Source organism: Pseudomonas sp. S30_BP2TU TE3576 (assembly GCF_050436025.1).
Lineage (GTDB): Bacteria > Pseudomonadota > Gammaproteobacteria > Pseudomonadales > Pseudomonadaceae > Aquipseudomonas.
Genome location: NZ_JBNDLK010000001.1, coordinates 2,176,238 through 2,198,254, shown reverse-complemented (window position 1 = coordinate 2,198,254; position 22,017 = coordinate 2,176,238). Strand labels below are relative to the sequence as shown.

16 protein-coding genes are annotated in these 22,017 nt (G+C 61.0%); 10 read left to right on the top strand and 6 right to left on the bottom strand.

Annotated features, from left to right (window positions below):
• Positions 1–110 precede the first annotated feature (110 nt).
• The gene (locus ABIA48_RS09975) at positions 111–1,148 is read right to left on the bottom strand and encodes an AraC family transcriptional regulator (RefSeq protein ID WP_429488315.1); all 1,038 of its coding nucleotides are present in this window, start codon (positions 1,146–1,148) and stop codon (positions 111–113) included.
• Positions 1,149–1,503: 355 nt separating this feature from the next.
• On the opposite strand from ABIA48_RS09975, the gene ABIA48_RS09970 reads away from it, so the two are divergent.
• The 8 genes from ABIA48_RS09970 to ABIA48_RS09935 all read left to right on the top strand — a co-directional run bounded on the left by ABIA48_RS09970 (position 1,504) and on the right by ABIA48_RS09935 (position 13,497).
• Positions 1,504–2,070, top strand: a complete 567-nt coding sequence (locus ABIA48_RS09970) for an RBBP9/YdeN family alpha/beta hydrolase (protein WP_429488314.1) — start codon at positions 1,504–1,506, stop codon at positions 2,068–2,070.
• A gap of 124 nt (positions 2,071–2,194) precedes the next feature.
• Positions 2,195–4,198 carry a DUF1302 domain-containing protein gene (locus ABIA48_RS09965; RefSeq protein WP_429488312.1) on the top strand — a complete coding sequence of 668 codons (2,004 nt, stop codon included), beginning with the start codon at positions 2,195–2,197 and terminating at the stop codon, positions 4,196–4,198.
• Between the two features lie 41 nt (positions 4,199–4,239).
• Positions 4,240–5,598, top strand: coding sequence for a DUF1329 domain-containing protein (locus tag ABIA48_RS09960; RefSeq protein WP_429488310.1), 1,359 nt, complete (start codon positions 4,240–4,242; stop codon positions 5,596–5,598).
• Between the two features lie 188 nt (positions 5,599–5,786).
• Entirely contained in the window at positions 5,787–6,878 is a 1,092-nt protein-coding gene (locus ABIA48_RS09955; RefSeq protein WP_429488308.1) for a WD40/YVTN/BNR-like repeat-containing protein, read from the top strand.
• A 16-nt stretch (positions 6,879–6,894) separates the two neighbouring features.
• Complete coding sequence (locus tag ABIA48_RS09950; RefSeq protein WP_429488306.1) at positions 6,895–9,414, top strand: efflux RND transporter permease subunit; 2,520 nt, start codon at positions 6,895–6,897, stop codon at positions 9,412–9,414.
• A 6-nt stretch (positions 9,415–9,420) separates the two neighbouring features.
• Entirely contained in the window at positions 9,421–11,199 is a 1,779-nt protein-coding gene (locus ABIA48_RS09945; protein ID WP_310057195.1) for an acyl-CoA dehydrogenase C-terminal domain-containing protein, read from the top strand.
• Between the two features lie 23 nt (positions 11,200–11,222).
• Positions 11,223–12,866, top strand: a complete 1,644-nt coding sequence (locus tag ABIA48_RS09940; protein ID WP_429488304.1) for a fatty acid--CoA ligase — start codon at positions 11,223–11,225, stop codon at positions 12,864–12,866.
• Positions 12,867–13,152: 286 nt separating this feature from the next.
• Complete coding sequence (locus ABIA48_RS09935) at positions 13,153–13,497, top strand: potassium channel family protein (protein ID WP_429488302.1); 345 nt, start codon at positions 13,153–13,155, stop codon at positions 13,495–13,497.
• A gap of 129 nt (positions 13,498–13,626) precedes the next feature.
• Here ABIA48_RS09935 and ABIA48_RS09930 read toward each other — a convergent pair whose 3' ends face one another.
• From ABIA48_RS09930 to ABIA48_RS09910, 5 genes are all read right to left on the bottom strand, one after another.
• A complete protein-coding gene (locus tag ABIA48_RS09930; RefSeq protein WP_111281100.1) occupies positions 13,627–13,848 on the bottom strand; it encodes a formate dehydrogenase subunit delta in 222 nt (73 codons plus the stop codon).
• The gene (fdhF, locus tag ABIA48_RS09925; RefSeq protein WP_429488299.1) at positions 13,845–16,718 is read right to left on the bottom strand and encodes a formate dehydrogenase subunit alpha; all 2,874 of its coding nucleotides are present in this window, start codon (positions 16,716–16,718) and stop codon (positions 13,845–13,847) included. Before fdhF ends, ABIA48_RS09930 begins: the two co-directional genes overlap by 4 nt.
• Positions 16,715–18,274 carry a formate dehydrogenase beta subunit gene (locus ABIA48_RS09920; RefSeq protein ID WP_429488297.1) on the bottom strand — a complete coding sequence of 520 codons (1,560 nt, stop codon included), beginning with the start codon at positions 18,272–18,274 and terminating at the stop codon, positions 16,715–16,717. Before ABIA48_RS09920 ends, fdhF begins: the two co-directional genes overlap by 4 nt.
• Positions 18,274–18,750, bottom strand: a complete 477-nt coding sequence (locus tag ABIA48_RS09915) for a formate dehydrogenase subunit gamma (RefSeq protein WP_056855147.1) — start codon at positions 18,748–18,750, stop codon at positions 18,274–18,276. Before ABIA48_RS09915 ends, ABIA48_RS09920 begins: the two co-directional genes overlap by 1 nt.
• A 594-nt stretch (positions 18,751–19,344) precedes the next feature.
• Complete coding sequence (locus tag ABIA48_RS09910) at positions 19,345–19,656, bottom strand: DUF3077 domain-containing protein (RefSeq protein ID WP_429488295.1); 312 nt, start codon at positions 19,654–19,656, stop codon at positions 19,345–19,347.
• A gap of 658 nt (positions 19,657–20,314) precedes the next feature.
• Here ABIA48_RS09910 and ABIA48_RS09905 point away from each other — a divergent pair.
• Both ABIA48_RS09905 and ABIA48_RS09900 read left to right on the top strand, forming a co-directional pair.
• Complete coding sequence (locus tag ABIA48_RS09905; protein WP_429488293.1) at positions 20,315–21,451, top strand: ImmA/IrrE family metallo-endopeptidase; 1,137 nt, start codon at positions 20,315–20,317, stop codon at positions 21,449–21,451.
• The gene (locus ABIA48_RS09900; RefSeq protein WP_429488291.1) at positions 21,448–21,945 is read left to right on the top strand and encodes a DUF4411 family protein; all 498 of its coding nucleotides are present in this window, start codon (positions 21,448–21,450) and stop codon (positions 21,943–21,945) included. The genes ABIA48_RS09905 and ABIA48_RS09900 overlap by 4 nt, the downstream gene beginning before the upstream one ends.
• The last annotated feature ends 72 nt before the right edge of the window (positions 21,946–22,017 follow it).

Here is a 22,017-nt window from a genome sequence, read left to right as displayed (position 1 = left end):
TCAGAAAAGCCTTCAAGCAACGAGGGTGGGGAGATGGGACGTGTAGAGCACAGCCCCGTGGCGACCTGGACTGCCTGCGTGACCACCCTTTAATCCAGGGTTCGAGGCGCTCAGGATTCTTTGGCGTCAGAGTGGGGTTTTGCTCCACCTTGTTTCTGCGTGCTGCGCCATGAAGCCGGTGGCATGCCGAACTGGTTGATGAACCACCGCGTAAACGAACTCGCCATCGAATACCCGAGCATGTCGGCAATGCGACTCAGCGAGTAATTCGGGTTGTCCAGGTAACGCAGCACCAGATCTCGACGCACGTCGTTGATCACGTCGTTGAAGGCGCAGCCGTCGTCCTTGAGACGGCGTTGCAGGGTGCGTACGTTCATGCCCTGGCTCTGGGCGACCTGTTCGATGGTGGCGCGCCCCATGGGCAGCAGCAGGTAGATGGCCTTGCGCACCTCGAACAGCATTGAGTTCCCTTCGTGGTTCTGCAGCGAGTCGAGGTAGCTCTGGGCGTAGCGGGCCATGGCCGGGTCTGCGTTGGGGTTGGTCATGTCGAGGCTGACGTCCGGGCAGACGATGCCGTTGAATTCGCTGCCGAACTCCAGGTTGCAGCCGAACAGCCGACGATGCAGGTGCAGGTTGTCCGGTGGCTGGTGCATGAAGTTGACGCTGTAGGGGTGCCAGTGCGAGCCGAGCAGGGCCGAGCACAGCCGGAACATCACACCGATGGCCAGTTCCGTGGCCTGGCGGCTGGGCATGGGCGTTTCGGTGACCACCTCTTCGCGAATGATCACCATCTTGCCGGCCTCTTCAATGAAGATGGCCAGCGAATCATTCATCAGGTGCCGGTAATCCACCACGACCTGCAAGGCATCGCGCAGGGTGCGCTGGTGGCTGAGCAGCAGGCTGACCACGCCGAAGTCCGAGAGCTGGCGCGACTCGGCCATGCTCAGGCCGAAGGTCTGGCAGCCGCTGGCGGTGGCGGAGTCTTCCAGCAGGCGTACGGCGGCATCGATGGGGATGCGGTGTTCAGGGGCCTGCAATTGGGCTTTGCTCAGACCGACGGCTGCCATGACATCGCGCGGGTTGAAACCCAGGTACTGGGTGACCTCCAGGTAGTTGGTCAAGACGGCGGCGCGAACAAGCTTGGTCATGCGAGGGGCTTCCCTGTGCCGATGGCGATTGGCGTGAGCGTGGCGACTATATCCAGCGTATCAACAGTTGAACAGTTGTCATGTCGTTGATGGTTTTCATGTTGTCCGGTCGCGAATCAACGGTGTTGTTTGAAGCAATCGTCCCTGATCCGTTGATTACAGTGACCCTGCGCCAACCTGCGGGGTTTTTCGACCAGCGGTCGCAGTGTCCTGCTGTCCGACAATTTGTCATCAAAAGAAAAGTGCCTGACGTCCAATGTAAAGCGCTTCGGGTGGGCGCTCTTTAATGTCGACACTACAAAAAGCCCCTGGCGCAAACAGCCAGTCGAGTTATCGAGAAAGCGAAGGTGTTGACGTGGACAAATTGCAAACTGCCGCCACCGTTCTGATCGTCCCGGGTCTGCGCGAGCACGTGGCCGAACATTGGCAAACGTTGCTGCAAGACAGGCTGGGCAAAGTGCGCAGCGTCCCGCCACTGGAAACCGACAAACTCGACTGCATGGCCCGTGTCCGGGCAATCCAGCACGAACTCGAGCAAATTGACGGGCCGGTGATTCTGGTGGCCCACAGTGCCGGCGTGCTGATGGTCGCGCATTGGGCGGCGCATTACAGCCGTCCGATCAAGGGCGCTTTGCTGGCCGCGCCACCGGACCTCGATGCGGTCTGGCCGCCCAACTATCCTTCTTCCGAAACCCTGCGTAGCCAGGGCTGGAATCCTCTGCCCCAAGGCCCACTGCCGTTTCGCAGCATCGTGGCCGGCAGCACCAACGATCACCTTGCCACGCTGCCTGCGGTCACCCGCATGGCAGAAGGCTGGGGCGCCGAATTGCTCAATCTGGGCGATGTCGGCCACCTCAATCCGGCCGCAGGATTTGGCCATTGGCAGCAAGCCGAAGAACTCATCCTGGAGCTGGACCGCTAGTACAAGGAGCTGGACTGGCAGTACGCCAACCGGCATTTGCCCTCTTTCCTTAAACGCAAACCCATCTATGTTTGCGTGAGGGCGGCTGCGCTTAAAACAAATACAAAAAGGCGGAGACAACGCAATGCACAACAATAAGAGTCACGGCTTCACCGTAGCGCGCTACACCTTGTTGGCCTCGGCCATTCTGGCCGTCATTGCGCCGGCGGCCCATGGGGTCGAGCTCGATTTGGGCAACCCGGACTGGACCGCGCGCCTGGATAACACCGTGAAGTACAACTACGGCGTGCGCACCGAAAGCGCTGACAAACGCATGTTGGGAACGCCGAACAACAACGACGGCGACTACAACTTCCGCAAGGCCGGCACCAACATTACCAACCGTATCGACCTGTTGACCGAAATGGATGTGGTCTACAAGAACGCCATGGGCTTTCGCGTCAGCGCCGCCAGCTGGTACGACAAGGCCTACGACAACACCGGTTCCAACTCCAACCCGTTCGTCAACGGCAATGGATCGACGTCGGGCCTGATCGCCAACGACCCGCGCCTGGCAGCGGTCACCCATGACAACGTCGGCAATGGCAGCCCGCACCTGAGCAACTATGCCCAGCGCTACTACAGCGGTCCTTCGGGCGAAATCCTCGATGCCTTCGTGTTCTACAGCACCGAAGTGGGCGAGGAGTCGATGTTCAGCGCCAAGGCCGGTCAGCACAACGTGTTCTGGGGCGAGACCATTCTCAACCCGGTGCACTCGGTCAGTTACGGCCAGTCCGGCCTCGACCTGGCCAAGCTTGCCGCGTCGCCGGGCACCGAAGCCAAGGAACTGTTCGTCCCGCGCAATCAACTGTCGATGACGTTCACCGTCAATCCGGAATTGACCGTGGGCGCCCAGTACTTCCTCGATTGGGACGCCGCGCGCCTGCCCGAAGCCGGTACTTACTACGGTGGTTCGGATCTGATCGGCTATGGTGCGCAGTCGTTCCTGCTCGGCAACACCAACGCCAAGGTGCCTGGCAGCCCGCTGGGTTGTGGCCTGGCGCCGTGCAACGCGTTGACCAACGTGCGTCGCGGGCATGACCTGACACCGGGCAGCAGCGGCGATTGGGGCGTGATGGCCAAGTGGTCGCCAGCCTGGCTGGATGGCACCCTCGGCGTCTACTACCGCGAGACTTCGGAAATCCTGCCGCAAGCCTGGCTGGATGCCAGGGGCATTACCTCGGCCAACCCCAACGGCACCCGGCCGGCAGGGCAAGTGCCGGCGGTGGTCAACACCCTCAACTCGCTGGACACCGCCACCTATCAACTGGCGTATGCCGACAACATCAAGATCTTTGGCCTGAGCCTGTCCAAGGACGTGGGCGGGGTCAGCGTCGGCTCGGACCTGAACATCCGTCACAACATGCCGCTGGCCAGTATCCCGGCGATTGTCAGCACTACCAGCCCGCTGGGCCTGGGCAAGGGCCTCGGCCTGTTGCCGGCGCGCACGGATGCCACGGGCGTGATCTACGACACCCCGAGCCGCGGCGACAGCATGAGCGCCACAGGCGATACCTTGCACTGGACGCTCAACGGTCTGATGACCCTGCCGAAAACGCCGGTGTTCGATCAGGCAACGGTGCTGGCCGAGCTGTACTACAGCAACCTGCTCAAGCTCGATAGCAAGAACGAAGCGCTCTACAAGGGCAAGGACAGCTATCGCGGCATCGACGCACCGACCCGGGACAACTGGGGCATCGCGGTCAACTTCACACCGACCTGGTACCAGGTGTTCCCCGGTGTCGACCTCAACGCGCCGATGTCGGTCAACGTGGGGCTCGCCGGTGTGTCACCGGTCTCCGGTGGCGGGGCCAAGGACACCGGCAACTATGCCTTGGGCGTCGGTGCCGTTGTGTACAACAAATACTTTGTCGACCTGAAGTACGTGGACTCTTTCGGCAAGACCGAAAAGTGCAACGTCAGCGGTGTGAGTACCGGCCCGAACGGCGGTGACGGCTCCACTCCGAACGCCTTTAGCGGCAACGAAAACTACGCCTGTTTCGCCGGTGGCTATTCGTCCTTCTCCGGAGGTGGTGCCACGACTGAGGATCGTGGCGCCGTGTACCTGACGATGAAAACAACCTTTTGATTCACCACTGATTTGCTCAATGCAAGCAGGAGAATAACAAGATGAAATTCGCACAAACCGTGTTGGCCGCTTCGCTGGCCTTGGTCCTTGCCGCCCAGGCACAGGCCGCTGTTTCAACCCAGGAAGCTGCCAAGCTAGGCACCAGCCTGACCATGGTGGGCGCTGAAAAAGCCGGGAACGCTGATGGTTCCATCCCTGCCTACAACGGTGGCTTGACGACGCCGCCGACCAGCTTCAAATCCGGTGACAGCATGCGCCCGGATCCGTTTGCCAGCGAAAAGCCGCTGCTGGTGATCGACGGCAAGAACGTCGACCAATACAAGGGCCTGCTCACGGCGACCACGGTAGAACTGGCCAAGCGTTTCCCGACTTTTCATGTCGACGTGTTCCCGACTCACCGTACCGTTTCGCTGCCCCAGGCCATTCTGGATAACGGCGTGAAGAACGCCAGCGGTGCCAAGTCCCTTGAAGGTGGCCTGGCCATCGACAACGTCTTGCCGGGCGTACCGTTCCCGATTCCACAATCGGGCAACGAAGCGATGTGGAACTTCCTGCTGCGTTATCAGGGTGTGAGCATCAGCTCCAAGTACGACTCCTGGAACGTCGACTCCGCCGGTGTGCCGAGCCTGGCCACCACCGGGCAGGCGTTCATTTCCTACCCGATCTACGAAAACCTCACGCAGCCGATCAGCAGCGCCGACGTGTACTACCAGATGAAGCTGTCCTACACCGGCCCTGCGCGCCGGGCCGGCGAGGCGGTGATGCTCAAGGACGCCGCCAACCCGTTGCAGCAGCCGCGTCGCGCCTGGCAATACCTGCCGGGTCAGCGTCGGGTGAAACTGGCACCGAACCTGGCCTACGACACGCCTAACCCTGGCACCGCGGGTGCGGGTACCTACGACGACGTGTTCGTGTTCAACGGCGCGCTGGACCGTTACGACTGGAAGCTGGTGGGCAAGCAGGAAATGATCGTGCCCTACAACACCTACAAGCTGACCTACGTCCAGGATCCGAAGTCACTGACCACCGCCAACCACCTCGCGCCGGATTTCGTGCGCTGGGAAAAACACCGCGTCTGGGTCGTCGAAGGCAACCTCAAGGCCGGTGCGCGTCACATCTACGCCAAGCGTCGCTTCTACCTCGACGAAGACAGCTGGACCGCTCTGGCCTCGGATCAATATGACGCCCGTGGCCAGCTCTATCGCGGCTCCTTCGCCTTCCTGAGCCAGAGCTATGACAAGCAGGTGCCGGATTCGACGCCCTTCATGATCTACGACCTGGTCGGTGGTTCGTACAACATCAACGGCGTAGTCGGCCCTTACGGCGGCATCAAGTACATCGACCCGCTCTCCAAGGCGCAGTGGTCGTCGGAATCCCTGGCAGGCGCCGGCATTCGCTAAGCCAACCGCATTGTAGGAGCGAGCTTGCTCGCGATGGACCTGAAGGCGACGCGGGCATCCAGACAGCACGCGTAATCGTTAACGTCCATCGCGAGCAAGCTCGCTCCCACATGACCTGCACGGCGCGAGGTTTGAACGTCTGGTACACGCAAGTGTGCCTCGACGCGGTTTTCCGAAGAGGACGCAGCATGTGTTCGTATAAAAATAATATTTTGCGTTTGGCGTTCGGCGTTGTGCTCGGCCTGTCGCAGGGCGTCACCCACGCGGCCGAATACGTCGATGTACTGGACCTGCCCGCCAGGGTCAGTACCTTGGCGATCAACAGCCCGTTGTCCGGCATGGCCCGCGCTGGCGGGCGCGTGATTACCGTCGGCCAGCGTGGCCATATTCTGTTTTCCGATGATGCGGGCAAGCATTGGCAGCAGGCCGCCGTGCCGGTCAGTGCCGATCTCACCGCGGTGAATTTTCCGACCACTACCCAGGGCTGGGCGGTGGGCAATGACGGCGTGGTGCTGCACAGCAGCGACGCCGGCGCGACCTGGAAGAAGCAACTCGACGGTCGCCAGATCGGCGAATTGCTGATCAAGCATTACTCGGCACTGGCCAAGGCCGAGCCGGGCAACGAGCAATGGCCGCTGCTGGCTACCGAGGGCCAAAGGCTACTGGATCAAGGCGCGGACAAACCGCTGCTTGACGTCTGGTTCGCCAACGACAAAACCGGCTATGTGGTCGGCGTGTTCAACCTGATCCTGCGCACCGACGACGGTGGCCAGAGCTGGACCCCGTTCCAGGATCGCACCGACAACCCGCAGAGCTTGCACCTCAACGCAATCGCCGCCACCGGCGACGCGTTGTACATCGCCGGCGAGCAAGGCCTGTTGCTCAAGTGGGATGACAGCGCCCGGCGTTTCGCCGCCGTGTCGACGCCTTATCAAGGCAGCTTCTTCGGCGTGCTCGGCAAGCCCGGCGAAGTGCTGGTCTACGGACTGCGCGGCAACGTGCTGCGCAGCACCGACGGCGGCCAGAGCTGGACCGCACTGGACACCGGCCTGCACGTCAGCATCACCGCGGGCCTGATCGATGCCCGTGGCAACTACCGCTTGTTCACCCAGGGCGGGCAGATGCTGGTCAGCCAAGGGACGGGCGCGCAGCTGCATCTGCTGCAGCAGCCGGCACCGACACCGGTTGCCGGCGCCACCCAGTCCGCCGACGGTGCGCTGGTGCTGGCGGGCAGTCGTGGTGCCCGGACGTTGTCCACCGACCCAGCCCTCGAACCCTAAGAGCGAGAACCCAGACATGGGCAATATCAAACAAGACGCCATGCCGGTGATCCGCGATGTGCGTGATTTCGACCAGCGTTCCGGCAACCTTCTCGAACGGCTGGTGTTCAACTTCCGCCCGCTGTTCATGCTGTTGATGGCGCTGGCCACCGTGGTGTTGGGCTACATGGCGGTGACTCGCCTGGAGCTGCGCCCCAGCTTCGAAAAAATGATTCCGCAGAGCCAGCCGTACATCCAGAACTTCCTGGAAAACCGCGCTTCCCTGCGCGGGTTGGGCAACTCGGTGCGGGTGGTGGTGGAGAACACCCAGGGCGATATTTTCGACCCCGAATACCTCGACGTACTCAAGCAGGTCAACGACCAGTTGTTCCTCACCGAAGGTGTCGACCGCGCCTGGATGAAGTCGCTGTGGAGCCCGGCGGTGCGCTGGACCGAAGTCACCGAGGACGGTTTCCAGGGTGGCCCGGTGATGCCCGACACCTATTCAGGGCAGCCTGAACAGATCGAACAGCTGCGCCAGAACATTTCCCGCGCCGGCATTGTCGGCAGTCTGGTGGCCAGCGACTTCAAGTCGACCATGCTGATCGTGCCGCTGCTGGACAAAGCCGCCGCCGGTGGCCAGCGCATCAACTACCACGCGTTCTCGCAGATGCTCGAAGAGCAGTTGCGCGACAAGATCGAATACGCCGGCGACAGCGCAGCGCGTAAATCCGGGGTAGAGGGCTCCGGCCATTACAAGGTGCGGGTGATCGGCTTCGCCAAACTCATGGGCGATCTGATCGACGGTCTGATTCAGGTGATGATGTTTTTCGGTCTGGCGGTGGTCACTTCGCTGGCCATCATCTACGCCTATACCCGTTGCGTGCGCAGCACCTTGCTGGTGGTCGGCTGCTCGCTGATCGCAGTGGTCTGGCAACTGGGCATCGTCGCCTGGCTCGGTTACGCCATCGATCCGTACTCGGTGCTGGTGCCGTTTTTGATCTTCGCCATCGGCGTGTCCCATGCGGCACAGAAGATGAATGGCATCATGCAGGACATCGCCCGTGGCACCCACAAACTGATCGCCGCGCGCTACACCTTCCGCCGACTGTTCATTGCCGGCGTTACCGCGTTGCTGGCCGATGCGGTGGGTTTTGCGGTGCTGATGCTGATCGACATCCCGGTGATCCAGGACCTGGCGATCACTGCCAGCATCGGCGTCGCCGTGCTGATTTTCACCTCGCTGTTGCTGATGCCGGTGGCGCTGTCCTATGTCGGCGTTGGCGCCAAGGCCGCTGAGCGCGCGCTGAAAATCGACACCCGTGCCGAAAAGCACAAAGGCTTCGGCCGGTTGTGGGACGCGCTCGATCGCTTCACCACCGCCAAGTGGGCCACCGGTGCCGTGCTGGTCGCGGTGTTGATGGGTATTGGCGGCTACGTGGTCAGCCTCAACCTGAAGATTGGTGACCTGGAAAGCGGTGCGCCGGAGTTGCGTGCCGACTCGCGCTACAACCGCGACAACGCCTACATCACCCAGCATTACGCGCTGTCCAGCGACCTGTTCGCGGTGATGATCAAGACCGCCCCGGAAGGCTGCCTGAACTACAAGACTCTGGTACTCGCCGACCGTTTGGCCTGGGAGCTGCAACAGTATCCGGGCGTCCAAGCCACCGCGTCCTTGGTCAACGCGGTACGGCAGATCACCGCCGGCACCTATGAAGGCAACCCGAAGCTCAACAGCATCCAGCGCAATCAGGACGTGCTCAACTACGCCGGGCAGCAAGCCTCGGTCAACTCGCCGGAGCTGTTCAACACCGAATGCTCGCTGATGCCGGTGATTACCTTCCTCAAGGACCACAAGGCCGAAACCCTGGACGCCGTAGTGGCGATTGCTGACAAGTTCGCTAGGGAAAACAGCACCGGGGATCGCCAGTTCCTGCTCGCGGCCGGCACTGCCGGTATCGAGGCAGCGACCAACATCGTGGTCCGCGAGGCCAATCACACCATGCTGCTGTATGTGTACGCGGCGGTGACGCTGTTCTGCCTGATCACCTTCCGCAGCTGGCGGGCCACGCTGGTGGCGCTGTTGCCGCTGGTGCTGACCTCAATCCTCTGCGAAGCCTTGATGGTGGCCATGGGTATCGGCGTGAAAGTCGCGACCCTGCCAGTGATCGCCCTCGGCGTCGGCATCGGCGTGGACTACGCCCTGTACCTGCTCAGCGTGCAACTGCACTTCCAGCGCCAGGGCCTGCCGTTGTCCCAGGCCTACCGCAACGCCGTCTCGTTTACCGGCAGAGTGGTCGGGCTGGTGGGCATCACCCTCGCCGCCGGCGTGGTGTGCTGGGTCTGGTCGCCGATCAAGTTCCAGGCCGACATGGGCATCCTGCTGACGTTCATGTTCCTGTGGAACATGCTCGGCGCGCTGATCCTGATTCCGGCCCTGTCGTATTTCCTGCTGCGCGAACGGGCTCCTCAGCCGGGTTCTGTTACCGCAGCCGAGAACACTGAATCCACTGAACGTCCGGGCATGCCCCATGCCCTGACCACTTCCGAGTAAGCCAAGATGTCTGAATACAAAGCTCCCCTGCGCGACATGCGCTTCGTACTCAACGAGGTTTTCCAGGTGTCCCGGCTCTGGGCCAGTTTGCCCGGCCTGGCCGACGTGATCGATGAAGAAACCGCCGCCGCCATCCTCGAAGAGGCCGGCAAGATCAGCGGCGAAGTCATCGCACCCTTGAACCGCGCCACCGACGAACAGGGCTGCACCTGGAGCAATGGTTCGGTCACCGCGCCGGACGGTTTTGCCGAGGCGTATCAAGCCTTCGCCGAGGGCGGCTGGGTCGGTGTCGGCGGTGATCCGCAGTACGGTGGCATGGGCATGCCCAAGGCGATTTCGGCGCAGGTCGAAGAGATGGTCAACTCGGCCAGCCTGTCGTTCGGCCTGTACCCGATGCTGACCGCCGGCGCCTGCCTGTCAATCAAGGCTCACGCCAGCGAAGAGCTCAAGCAACGCTATCTGCCGAACATGTACGCCGGCACCTGGACCGGTTCGATGTGCCTGACCGAAGCCCACGCCGGCACCGACCTGGGCCTGATTCGCACCAAGGCCGAACCCCAGGCCGACGGCAGTTACAAGGTCAGTGGCAGCAAGATTTTCATCACCGGCGGCGATCACGACCTGACCGAGAACATCATCCATCTGGTACTCGCACGTCTGCCGGATGCACCGGCGGGGCCGAAGGGCATTTCGCTATTTTTGGTACCCAAAGTGCTGGTCAACGCCGACGGTTCGCTGGGCGAAAACAACGCGCTGTCCTGCGGCTCCATCGAACACAAGATGGGCATCAAGGCATCCGCTACTTGCGTGATGAACTTCGATGGCGCCACCGGCTGGATCGTCGACGCACCGAACAAAGGCCTGGCGGCCATGTTCACCATGATGAACTACGAGCGTCTGGGCGTGGGCATCCAGGGTCTGGCCCAGGGCGAGCGTTCCTACCAGAACGCCGTCGCGTACGCCCGCGACCGTCTGCAAAGCCGCGCACCGACCGGCGCGCAGAACAAGGACAAAGCCGCCGACCCGATCATCGTGCACCCGGACGTGCGCCGCATGCTATTGACCATGAAAGCCTTGAACGAAGGTGGCCGTGCGTTCTCCAGCTACGTGGCCCTGCAACTGGACATCGCCAAGTACAGCGAAGACGTCACAGCCCGCACCCGGGCCCAGGAATTGGTATCGCTGCTGACCCCGGTGGCCAAGGCGTTCCTCACCGACATGGGGCTGGAAACCACCTTGCACGGTCAGATGATCTTCGGCGGCCACGGCTACATCCGCGAGTGGGGCCAGGAGCAACTGGTGCGCGATGTGCGCATCACGCAGATCTACGAAGGCACCAACGGCATCCAGTCCCTGGACCTGGCCGGGCGCAAGATCGTCGGCAGCGGCGGGGCGCTTTACCGTTTGTTCGCCTCGGAAATCCGCAACTTTACCGCCAATGCCTGCGCTGACCTCGGCGAGTTCACCAAGCCGTTGAACGCCGCCGTGGACACCCTCGACGAGCTGACCGCGTGGTTGCTGGATCGGGCCCAGAGCAACCCGAACGAAATCGGTGCGGCCTCGGTCGAGTACCTGCACGTGTTTGGCTACACCGCATACGCCTACATGTGGGCGCGCATGGCCAAGGCCGTCATGAGCGGTGATGCCGAAGACGACTTCTACACCAGCAAACTGGCGACCGCGCGTTTCTACTTTGCCCGGTTGCTGCCGCGTATCCACTCGTTGAGCGCATCGGCCAAGGCCGGCAGTGATTGCCTCTACGAGCTGCAAGCCGATCAGTTCTGATCGAAGGACAAGGAACTCCAACCATGCTGAATACAAAAATAATCCCGCCCGCCGACGGCGCTTATGCCTATCCCTTGCTGATCAAGCAATTACTGCTGTCCGGCGTGCGCTACGAGCCGGGCCGGGAAATCGTCTACGCCGACAAACTGCGCTACAGCTACCAGACGCTGAACCAGCGCATTCGCCGCCTGGCCAATGCGCTGACGGCGGCCGGGGTCAAGGCCGGTGACACCGTTGCGCTGCTCGACTGGGACAGCCATCGCTACCTGGAATGCTTCTTCGCCGTGCCGATGATCGGCGCGGTGCTGCACACGGTGAACATTCGCCTGTCACCGGAGCAGGTGCTGTTCACCATGAACCACGCCGAGGATGACCTGGTGCTGGTGCATGACGATTTCCTGCCCCTGGTCGAGCAGATCCACGGACGGCTGGAAACCGTCAAAGGCTACCTGCAACTCACCGATGACGAGGCGACCAAGACGTCACTGCCAGTGCTCGGTGAGTACGAGCAGTTGCTGTCGCTGGCCCCGGACCAGTACGACTTCCCGGATTTCGACGAGAACTCGGTCGCCACGCTGTTCTACACCACCGGCACCACCGGTGACCCGAAAGGCGTGTACTTCAGCCATCGGCAACTGGTGCTGCACACCCTGAATGCCGTCGGCACCCTGGGCGTCTATCAGGGCCAGCCGCTGCTGCGCTCCGACGATGTGTACATGCCAATCACGCCGATGTTCCATGTGCATGCGTGGGGCGTGCCTTATGTCGCGACCCTGATGGGCATCAAGCAGGTCTACCCCGGCCGCTACGAGCCCAACAGCCTGGTCCGGCTGTACCGCGAAGAGAAGGTGACGTTCTCCCATTGCGTGCCGACCATCCTGCAGATGATCCTCAACTGCGAGGAGGGCAAGGCGACCCGTTTCGACGGCTGGAAAATGCTCCTCGGCGGCAGCGCACTGACGCTTGGCATCGCCAGTGAAGCCAGCGCCAAAGGCATGGTGGTGCACGCCGGCTACGGCATGTCGGAAACCTGCCCGTTGCTGTGCCTGACCTACCTGCGCGACGAGGACCTTCAGCTATCCGCCGAAGCCCAACTGCCGATCCGCATCAAGACCGGCACGCCGGTGCCGATGGTCGACCTGAAAATCATCGACGCCGAGGGCAATGACGTGGCCCATGACGGCGAGTCCCTGGGCGAGATCGTGGTGCGCGCGCCGTGGCTGACCCAGGGCTATCTGAACGCCCCGGACAAAGGCGCGGAGTTGTGGCTCAACGGCTGGCTGCACACCGGCGACATGGCCTCAATCGACAAACAGGGCGGCGTGGAAATCAAGGACCGCATCAAGGACGTGATCAAGACCGGCGGCGAGTGGATCAGCTCCCTGGAACTGGAAAGCCTGATCAGCGAGCACCCGGGCGTCATGTCCGTCGCTGTCGTGGGCATTGTCGATGAACAGTGGGGCGAACGACCCATGGCCATGGTCGTCAGCGAGCCGGGGCAATACCTGGATCGCAAGATCCTCGAGACGCACCTGCAAGCCTTCGTCGACGGCGGCCGCATCAACAAATGGGCGATCCCCAAGCAGTTCAAATTCGTCGCCGAAATCCCCAAGACCAGCGTCGGCAAGATCAACAAAAAACTGATCCGCGAAAGCGAAGCGAACTGAGGGATAAACCTGGCACTGTTGTTGTAGGAGCGAGCTTGCTCGCGATGGACTAGAGAGCGCTGCGTTTAATCAGGAAATACACGTAATCGTTAACGACCATCGCGAGCAAGCTCGCTCCTACAAGGAATCCAACAGTGGGCGGTTTCTGGATAGTTTGCGGGGCGTCATCTTTGTCATAGTCCTCGCCAGAGATAACACCCCGTTGGTCGCAGTTTTCAGCGCTTGTGCCAAGCTGAACGGGGTGTTGAACCGCCGTGCATCAGTCAAACCCCAGGAAGCCCACGACATGAACCTCACCCGTGCATCAAGCGTCCGTCACGAGTTCTACAAGGCCGTCTGGTTCTACTTCAAAGTGGTGTGGCCGATCTTCTCGGTATTGCTGCTAGTGATCATTGCGTTCGGCCTCATCATCGCCTACCTGGAAGGGTGGAGCCCGTATGACGGCGTCTACTTCGCCTTCGTGACTGGCTTGACCATCGGCTACGGAGAACTGGTGCCCAAACTGGGCGTGTCACGAGTGCTGGCGATCTTGCTGGGTTTCAATGGGGTGCTGATGACCGCGACGTTTGCGGCGATCAGTGTCCGGGCGATTGAAGTGACTGTGACGGCGGCAGCGAAGGGCAAGGAGTAGGGGCAACCAACATTCACTCTCCTGTGGGAGCGGGCTTGCTCGCGAAGGGGCCAGTACATTCAACATCAATGTCGCCTGGACTGACGCCTTCGCGAGCAAGCCCGCTCCCACAGTTATTCATCCTTCAGACTAAGCCTCCCAGCCCGCCCCACTCACCGCCGCCTGCGCCAGCGGGTGCAAGTCTGCCCCCTGATGCTCCGTCTGCCAGGCCAGCAACTCCTTGCGCATGCCGGGCGTCCAGTACATCTGCAGATGATTGCGCACGCCGAGCACGGCCTGTTGCTGGTCCGGTTCGCTGGTGAAGTACTGGGCGATCTGGTTGGCCATCTTGATCAGGTTCTCAGTACTCATCGGCGTGCCTCCGCTTTCGCCTGACGGCGTTCGTTGAGCAGACGATGCTGTTCGTCACTGAATTCCTGATAGCGTTTTTGCCACTCGGAAGGGTGATAGACACGGCTGACTTCCACGGCGGTGACCTTGTACTCCGGACAGTTGGTGGCCCAGTCGGAGTTGTCGGTGGTGATCACGTTGGCCCCCGATTCCGGGAAGTGGAAAGTGGTGTACACCACGCCCGGGGCGACCCGTTCGGTGACCCGCGCACGCAGTACGGTCTGGCCGGCGCGGCTGCCGATGCCAACCCAGTCACCTTCGTTGATGCCACGGCTCTCGGCGTCGCTCGGGTGGATTTCCAGGCGGTCTTCGTCGTGCCAGGCGACGTTGTCGGTACGCCGGGTCTGGGCGCCGACGTTGTACTGGCTGAGGATGCGCCCGGTGGTCAGCAGCAGCGGATAGCGACTGTTGACCTTTTCCTCGGTAGGCACGTAGCCGGTGAGCATGAAGCGCCCTTTGCCGCGCACGAACTCCTCGATGTGCATGGTTGGCGTGCCGTCCGGTGCCTCGGCATTGCACGGCCATTGCAGGCTGCCGTGGCGATCCAGTTCGTTGTAGCTGACGTTGGTGAAGGTCGGCGTCAGGCTGGCAATTTCATCCATGATTTCTGACGGGTGCCGGTAGTTCATCGGGTAACCCAAGGCGTTGGCCAGGGCCACGGTGCCTTCCCAGTCGGCCTTGCCGCCCAGCGGCTCCATGACCTTGCGCACCCTGGATATACGCCGCTCGGCATTGGTGAAGGTACCGTCTTTTTCCAGGAACGAACTGCCCGGCAGGAACACGTGGGCGAACTTGGCGGTTTCGTTGAGGAAAATGTCCTGCACCACGATGCATTCCATCGCGGACAGGGCTGCGGTGACGTGTTGGGTATTCGGGTCGCTCTGCGCGATGTCTTCACCTTGGCAATACAAACCCTTGAAGCTGCCGCTCAAGGCTGCCTCGAACATGTTGGGAATGCGCAGGCCCGGGTCGGGTTGCAGGGTGACATTCCAGGCCTGTTCGAATTCTGCGCGAACGACCTCGTTGGAGATGTGTCGGTAACCCGGCAGCTCATGGGGGAAGGAGCCCATGTCGCAGGAACCCTGCACGTTGTTCTGTCCACGCAGCGGGTTCACGCCCACGCCTTCGCGGCCGATGTTGCCAGTGGCCATGGCCAGGTTGGCGATGCCCATCACCGCGGTGCTGCCCTGGCTGTGCTCGGTGACGCCCAGGCCGTAATAGATCGCGGCATTGCCGCCAGTGGCATACAGACGAGCGGCGGCCCGGATGTCGGCAGCGGCGACACCACAGATGGCGCCAAGGACTTCCGGCGAGTTTTCCGCGCGGCTGACGAACTCACTCCAGCGGGCGAAATCGCTGCCTTCACAACGGGCGTCGATGAAGGCTTGGTTGAGAAGGCCTTCGGTGACGATAACGTGGGCCAAGGCGTTGAGCATGGCGACGTTGGTGCCAGGGCGCAGGGCCAGGTGCAGTTCGGCGCGAGCGTGCACCGTATCCACCAGATCAATGCGTCGTGGGTCGATGACGATCAGCCGCGCGCCTTCACGCAGGCGACGTTTGAGCTGGGAGGCGAACACCGGGTGGGCATCGCTGGGGTTGGCGCCTATCACCAGGATCACGTCGGCCTGCATCACCGAATCGAAACTCTGGGTGCCCGCAGATTCGCCGAGGGTTTGCTTCAAGCCATAGCCGGTCGGCGAGTGGCAGACCCGCGCACAGGTGTCGACGTTGTTGTTGCCGAACGCGGCGCGTACCAGTTTTTGCACCAGATAGGTTTCTTCATTGGTGCAGCGGCTGGAGGTGATGCCACCAATGGAGTCGCGGCCATATTTCTGCTGCAACCGACGGAACTCACTGGCAGCGTAGGTCACCGCTTCATCCCAGCTGACTTCCTGCCACGGATCGTTGATGTGCTTGCGGATCATCGGTTTGGTGATGCGATCCGGGTGGGTGGCGTAGCCCCAGGCAAAGCGCCCCTTGACGCAGGAGTGGCCGTGGTTGGCCTGGCCGTTCTTGTCCGGAACCATGCGCACCAGCTGGTCGCCTTTCATCTCGGCGCGGAACGAGCAGCCCACGCCGCAGTAGGCGCAAGTGGTGATCACGCTGCGTTCCGGTTGACCCAGTTCGACCACGTTTTTTTCCATCAGCGTCGCGGTCGGGCAGGCTTGCACGCAGGCGCCGCAGGACACGCATTCCGATTCGAGGAAATTCTCGCCACCGGCAGCGGCCACGCGAGATTCGAAACCGCGTCCGGTAATGGTCAGGGCAAAGGTGCCCTGGGTTTCTTCGCAAGCGCGCACGCAGCGGTTGCAGACGATGCACTTGCTCGGGTCGTAGTCGAAGTAGGGGTTGGACGTGTCCTTCACGTCGGCCAGATGGTTGTCGCCTTCATAGCCGTAACGCACCTCCCGCAGGCCGACCTGACCGGCCACGGTTTGCAGCTCGCAGTTGCCGTTGGCCGAGCAGGTCAGGCAGTCCAGCGGGTGATCGGAAATGTACAACTCCATGACGTTGCGCCGCAGCGTCGCGAGCTTGGGCGTCTGGGTGTGTACGGTCATTCCTTCGCTGACCGGCGTGGTGCAGGACGCCGGATAACCGCGCATGCCATCGATCTCCACCAGGCACATGCGGCAGGAACCGAAGGCTTCCAGGCTGTCGGTGGCACAGAGTTTGGGAATGGTGGTGCCCAGCAGCGCAGCGGCGCGCATCACCGAAGTGCCTTCGGGAACGCTGATGCTGCGGCCGTCGATGTTCACGGTGACTTGCACCTGGCTGTCGCGGGCCGGCGTTCCGAGGTCGATGTCGGTTTTCGGGTCGAAGAGAGTAATCATTGCTCGGCCTCCGAGGGCTGCAAGCCGAAGTCGGCGGGGAAGTGCTTGAGGGCGCTGGCGACCGGGAAGGAAACCATGCCGCCCAACGCGCACAGCGAACCGTATTGCAGGGTGTCGCACAGGTCCTTGAGGATGATCACCTGCTCATCGCGACCGCTCTGGTCAGGCGCGGCCAGCAGGCGATCGATCACCTCGACGCCCCGGGTCGAGCCGATACGGCACGGCGTGCATTTGCCACAGGATTCCTCGGCGCAGAACTCCATCGCGAAGCGCGCCATATGGGCCATGTCCAGCGTGTCGTCAGCCACCACCACACCACCGTGACCGAGCATCGCGCCGATGGCGGTGAAGGCCTCGTAATCCAGCGGCGTGTCGAATTGCGACGGCGGCACCCAGGCGCCGAGGGGGCCACCCACCTGCGCGGCCTTCAGCGGCCGGCCACTGGCGGTCCCGCCGCCGTAGTCTTCCACCAGCTCGCGCAGCGTCAGGCCAAAGGCACGCTCCACAAGACCGCCATGACGCACATTGCCCGCCAGCTGGAAGGGCATGGTGCCCAGCGAGCGGCCCATGCCGTAATCACGATAGAACTGCGCACCCTTGGCCAGAATCAGTGGCACCGAGGCCAGGGTCAGCACGTTGTGCACCAGCGTCGGCTGACCGAACAGCCCCTTCAAGGCAGGAATCGGCGGCTTGGCGCGGACGATCCCGCGCTTGCCTTCGAGGGAGTCCAGCAACGCGGTTTCTTCACCGCAGATGTACGCGCCGGCACCGACACGCACTTCCATATCGAAGGCCAGGCCACTGCCGCCGACATTGGCGCCCAGGTAACCGGCATCTCGGGCGATGTTCAACGCTGCACGCAGCGTGGCCACGGCATCCGGATATTCCGAGCGCACATAGATGTAGCCGAAGGTGGCGCCAACGGTAATGCCGGCAATGGCCATGCCTTCGATCAGCAGGAAGGGGTCGCCTTCCATCAGCATGCGGTCGGCAAAAGTGCCGGAGTCGCCTTCGTCGGCGTTGCACACGATGTACTTTTGCGCCGCCTCGGTCGCACGCACCGTGCGCCATTTGATCCCGGCGGGGAAGGCCGCACCGCCACGACCACGCAGGCCGGAATCGAACACCGCAGTCGCGGTCTGCTCGCCGCCAAGGGTGACGGCCCTGTTCAAACCTTCGAAACCGCCGTGGGCTCGGTAATCATCCAGCGACAGCGGCCGGGTAATGCCGGCGCGGGCGAACAGCAGGCGTTGTTGAGTCTTCAGATACGGCAATTCTTCCACCAGGCCCAAGGCCAGCGGATGAGTGGACGGCTCGCCTTGCAGCGCATCGAGCACGGACGGCACATCGGCGGCTGTCAGCGGCCCGAAGCCAATACGACCTTGCGAGCTGTCCACCTCCAGCAGCGGCTCCAGCCAATACAGCCCGCGCGAACTGGTGCGCTGCAACTCCAGTGGCAGATTGCGTTCCTTGGCCTGAGTGATCAGAGCCGTGGAGACCTCGTCGGCACCCACGGCACAGGCCAGCGAATCACAGGGCAGATAAAGAGTCGGCATCACGCGTCCTCCCGACAAGCGTCGAGCAATGCATCCAGACGCTCGGCGCTGAGCCGCGCATGCACTCGACCATCCAGCTCCAGAGCGGGCGAACAGGCACAGGCACCAAGGCAATACACCGGCCGCAAACTGATGCTGCCATCGGCACTGCTGCCGTGGTCGTCCAGTTGCAGGCGTTCGCGCAACTGCGCGGCCAACTGCTCGGCACCGCGACTCTTGCAGGACTCGGCCCGGCACAGCCGCAGGATATGCCGCGCGGGCGGCGCAGTACGGAAGTCATGGTAAAAACTGATCACCCCACGAACCTCGGCCTGGCTCAGGTTGAGGGCATGGGCAATCTCGGGGACGGCGACATCGGGGACATAACCGATGCGTTCCTGAATATCATGAAGAATGGGCAACAGCGCACCCGCAGAGCCCTTGTGGCGCTCCAGCAGACTGTTGACCACAGGCAGGTGCAACATCTCATCAGGCATTCAGCAATCCTCACGGTCACGGACAAACCATGTGGTTGTCGGTCGTCCGAAAGTGTCGGCTGCGGCACTCACACCACGTCACGGTATCGTGGCAATTCAGGCCGTTGGCCAGGGCACCCTGTGCGGGCATCTTGTTGTGCCCGGCACGGTCTTCGCCGCACCTCTACTGGGCATAAAGGGCAGCTTGCCACGCCGCCATTGATCGAACCGCACCAAAGCGACGTGCTCGGTTCTGCCTACGACTATCCATTAAGTCTAGATGAGTGGTGCACGGGGCGTTCACACACTGGCCTAATGCCCTGAGGGCCTGTCGATGGGGGATGTATAGCAAGCATTACAGGGGAGAAGAAGCATCAGAATCGTGGGCAATTCTACGAAGCAGATTCATTGACGTATGCCGCTGCGACCCCAACCCACAACCCCTGTAGGAGCGAGCCTGCTCGCGATAGCGCCAGCCCAGCCAACATCAATACCGAAGGTGCACCGCAATCCCTGTGGGAGCGGGCTTGCCCGCGAAAGCGCCAGCACAGCCAACACAAAAGCCGAATCGGCTGCCACCCTCGCAAGCCACCCACACCCCACAGGCCTCAACCACTAAGCTTCAGCCTTAGCCCCCGCCCGCTTAGACGCCAACTCATTAACCCGATCCCGCGTCAGCACCTTCACCGCATCATCCACCAACGCCTTACTCATCGAAGTCAGATAATGCGCAGCCCAGGCGTGATAATCCGTATCCCTGGCATAAGCCGCATCCTTACTCAGCGCCTTGGCCAGAAACAGAAAGTCAGAAGCCATCGCCAACGCATCCCCGAGCGGAACATCACGAGTGACATGAAACAGCGCTTGATCCGCGCAGTAGATGGCCGGCGTCAGGCCGATGGTTTTGAGTTCAGGTTGTTCAGTCATTGGCCACCTCCGAGGGTGGAGAGGCAATGGGGGAGGGTGTTACGCGATTGGGAATTGCGTTGAGGGAAAAGCCAAATTTCAAACGGATTGATACTGCGCATTATCCAACTCCTTGATATGAGGAGCTGCCACGTTCGTTACCACACGAATGGGTGACAGCTGTGCGCAGGGTGGTAAACCGGGTATCAAGGAAACCGGCACGCCCGAGGGCGTCCCACGCACAGCCGCCATGACTCACGCCGCAGGCATAAAAAAAGCGCCTGATGACGTGATTGGGGCGCTATTGCGCCTTGAATAACTCGGGTTACCACACCCGGTCGCTGAATTGGCAGCGACGGTGGGAGGGTATCGTGGAGATCTAGTTCCTGCAACCTTTGGGGCGAGTCGGACGTGGGTAATGAAACGGGTTGAAACAGGTCAATACCATCTGTCCGCGGGTTACATATTTGCGCTTCGGGTGGTTGCGGATTTACCTCATACTCGCCCGCTTCTACCGTCAGTAGCTCCGCTTCTCTACTAATCTGTAGATGCGGTTACCAGATATTCAATAGCCAAGGAGTAAGGCAATGCCAGATAGCTGGAACCAGTGTCAATCGAATGCATCCGCCAAGCATGCCCTCGAACGGTTGCCTGCCACATCTGATTTACCTGCGACCCTATGAGCCAAACCGCCTTCGTCAATCCAAGCCTGCTCACATGGTCTCGTGAGCGCGCAGGTCTCTCCACTGAACAGGTTGCTAAAAAGCTGCCAGTGAAACCTGATCGAGTAGAGGAGTGGGAAGCCGGCGAGACCAAACCAACATTCCTTCAGGCTCAAAAGTGGGCGAGTGTCGCTCACATCCCTTTCGGATTCCTGTTTCTACAGCAGCCGCCCGTCGAACAATTGCCTTTGCCTGATCTGCGGACCGTCGGTGGGATCGCGCCTCAACGTCCCAGTCTGGAACTGCTGGACACCGTCAGAGACTCCATACGCAAGCAGGATTGGTATCTGGACTATTTGCAACAGCACGAGCATCAGCCGCTGGCATTTGTCGGTCGCTTCAGTAGCCGATCTCCAGTCGCAGAGGTGGTGGACGATATCCGCCGGGTCCTCGGCGTGGCCCCTGGCGCTGCTCGATTGGATTACGACAAATACAGCCGGGCCTTGATCGAGGCTGCAGAAGCGGCCGGCATTTTGGTGATGCGCAGTGGCATTGCGCTAGGAAATACCCATCGCAAACTTGAAGTCAGCGAGTTTCGGGGTTTCGCCATCACCAACGCCTACGCCCCCGTTGTATTCGTCAATAGTTCCGACGCACCCACCGCCCGGCTCTTCACTTTGCTTCACGAACTAGCCCATATCTGGATTGGCAGCAGCGGAGTGTCTGACGGAAACACCGCCAACGGTCGAGACGAAGAACGATTCTGTAATGCCGTTGCAGGCGAATTTCTGGCCCCCGAAGCCCAATTCCGCGCCATGTGGAACGTAGATGTTAACTGGGAAGACAATTTAGCTCCGCTGGCCACTAGGTTTCACATCAGTAAATTAGCCATCGGTCGCCGCGCATTGGATCTTGGATATATAAGCCAAGCTCATTACAGCGCTTACTATCGAATGATCCTCAAGGCTTTCCAGGATGAAAAAGGTGGAGCGGGTGACTATTACCGCAACGCCACCGCGAAAAACAGCCCCCGCCTAAGCAAGGCAGTGCTGACTGAAGCAATGAGTGGCCGGATGCTGCTGCGCGAGGCGGGACACTTGCTCGGTGTGCAACCTTCCAAATTAAGGACTCTCGCCAGCAAGATCACGGAATGAATCATCTACTCGACGCTAACACGCTGATCGAAGCGAAGAACCGTTACTACGGGATGGCTATCTGCCCTGGATTTTGGCAATGGTTATTACTTAAAAATAAAGCATTGGCCTTAGCCAGCATTGCACCTGTGATGGATGAGCTAACAAAAGGGAATGATGATCTTGCGGGTTGGGCGAAGGATAATCCTGATTTCTTTCACTCCACCACCGATCCTGATACGCAACTTGCATTCGCGCAAGTTGTGGGGCTTGTGGCTGATCAAGCGCCCAAGATGAAAACAGGCGCTATGGAAGAATTCTTAGCGGGCGCTGATCCTTGGTTAATTGCGAAAGCGATGACTACAGGAGGTACAGTCGTTACTCATGAGGTGCTGAATCTCGACGCTAAACGAAAATTCATCATTCCCAATATTTGTAAGGAGCTGAATGTTTCCTTTCTGAATACGTTTGAATTGTTGCATAGGCTTGAAGCAAGGTTTGTATTGCCGGCTTGAAGTAAGCGCCTTGCTCCAACGGCGTAAGGCCATTCGTAAATGTAACTGCTAAACTTTTTTTCGCAGTCCTTT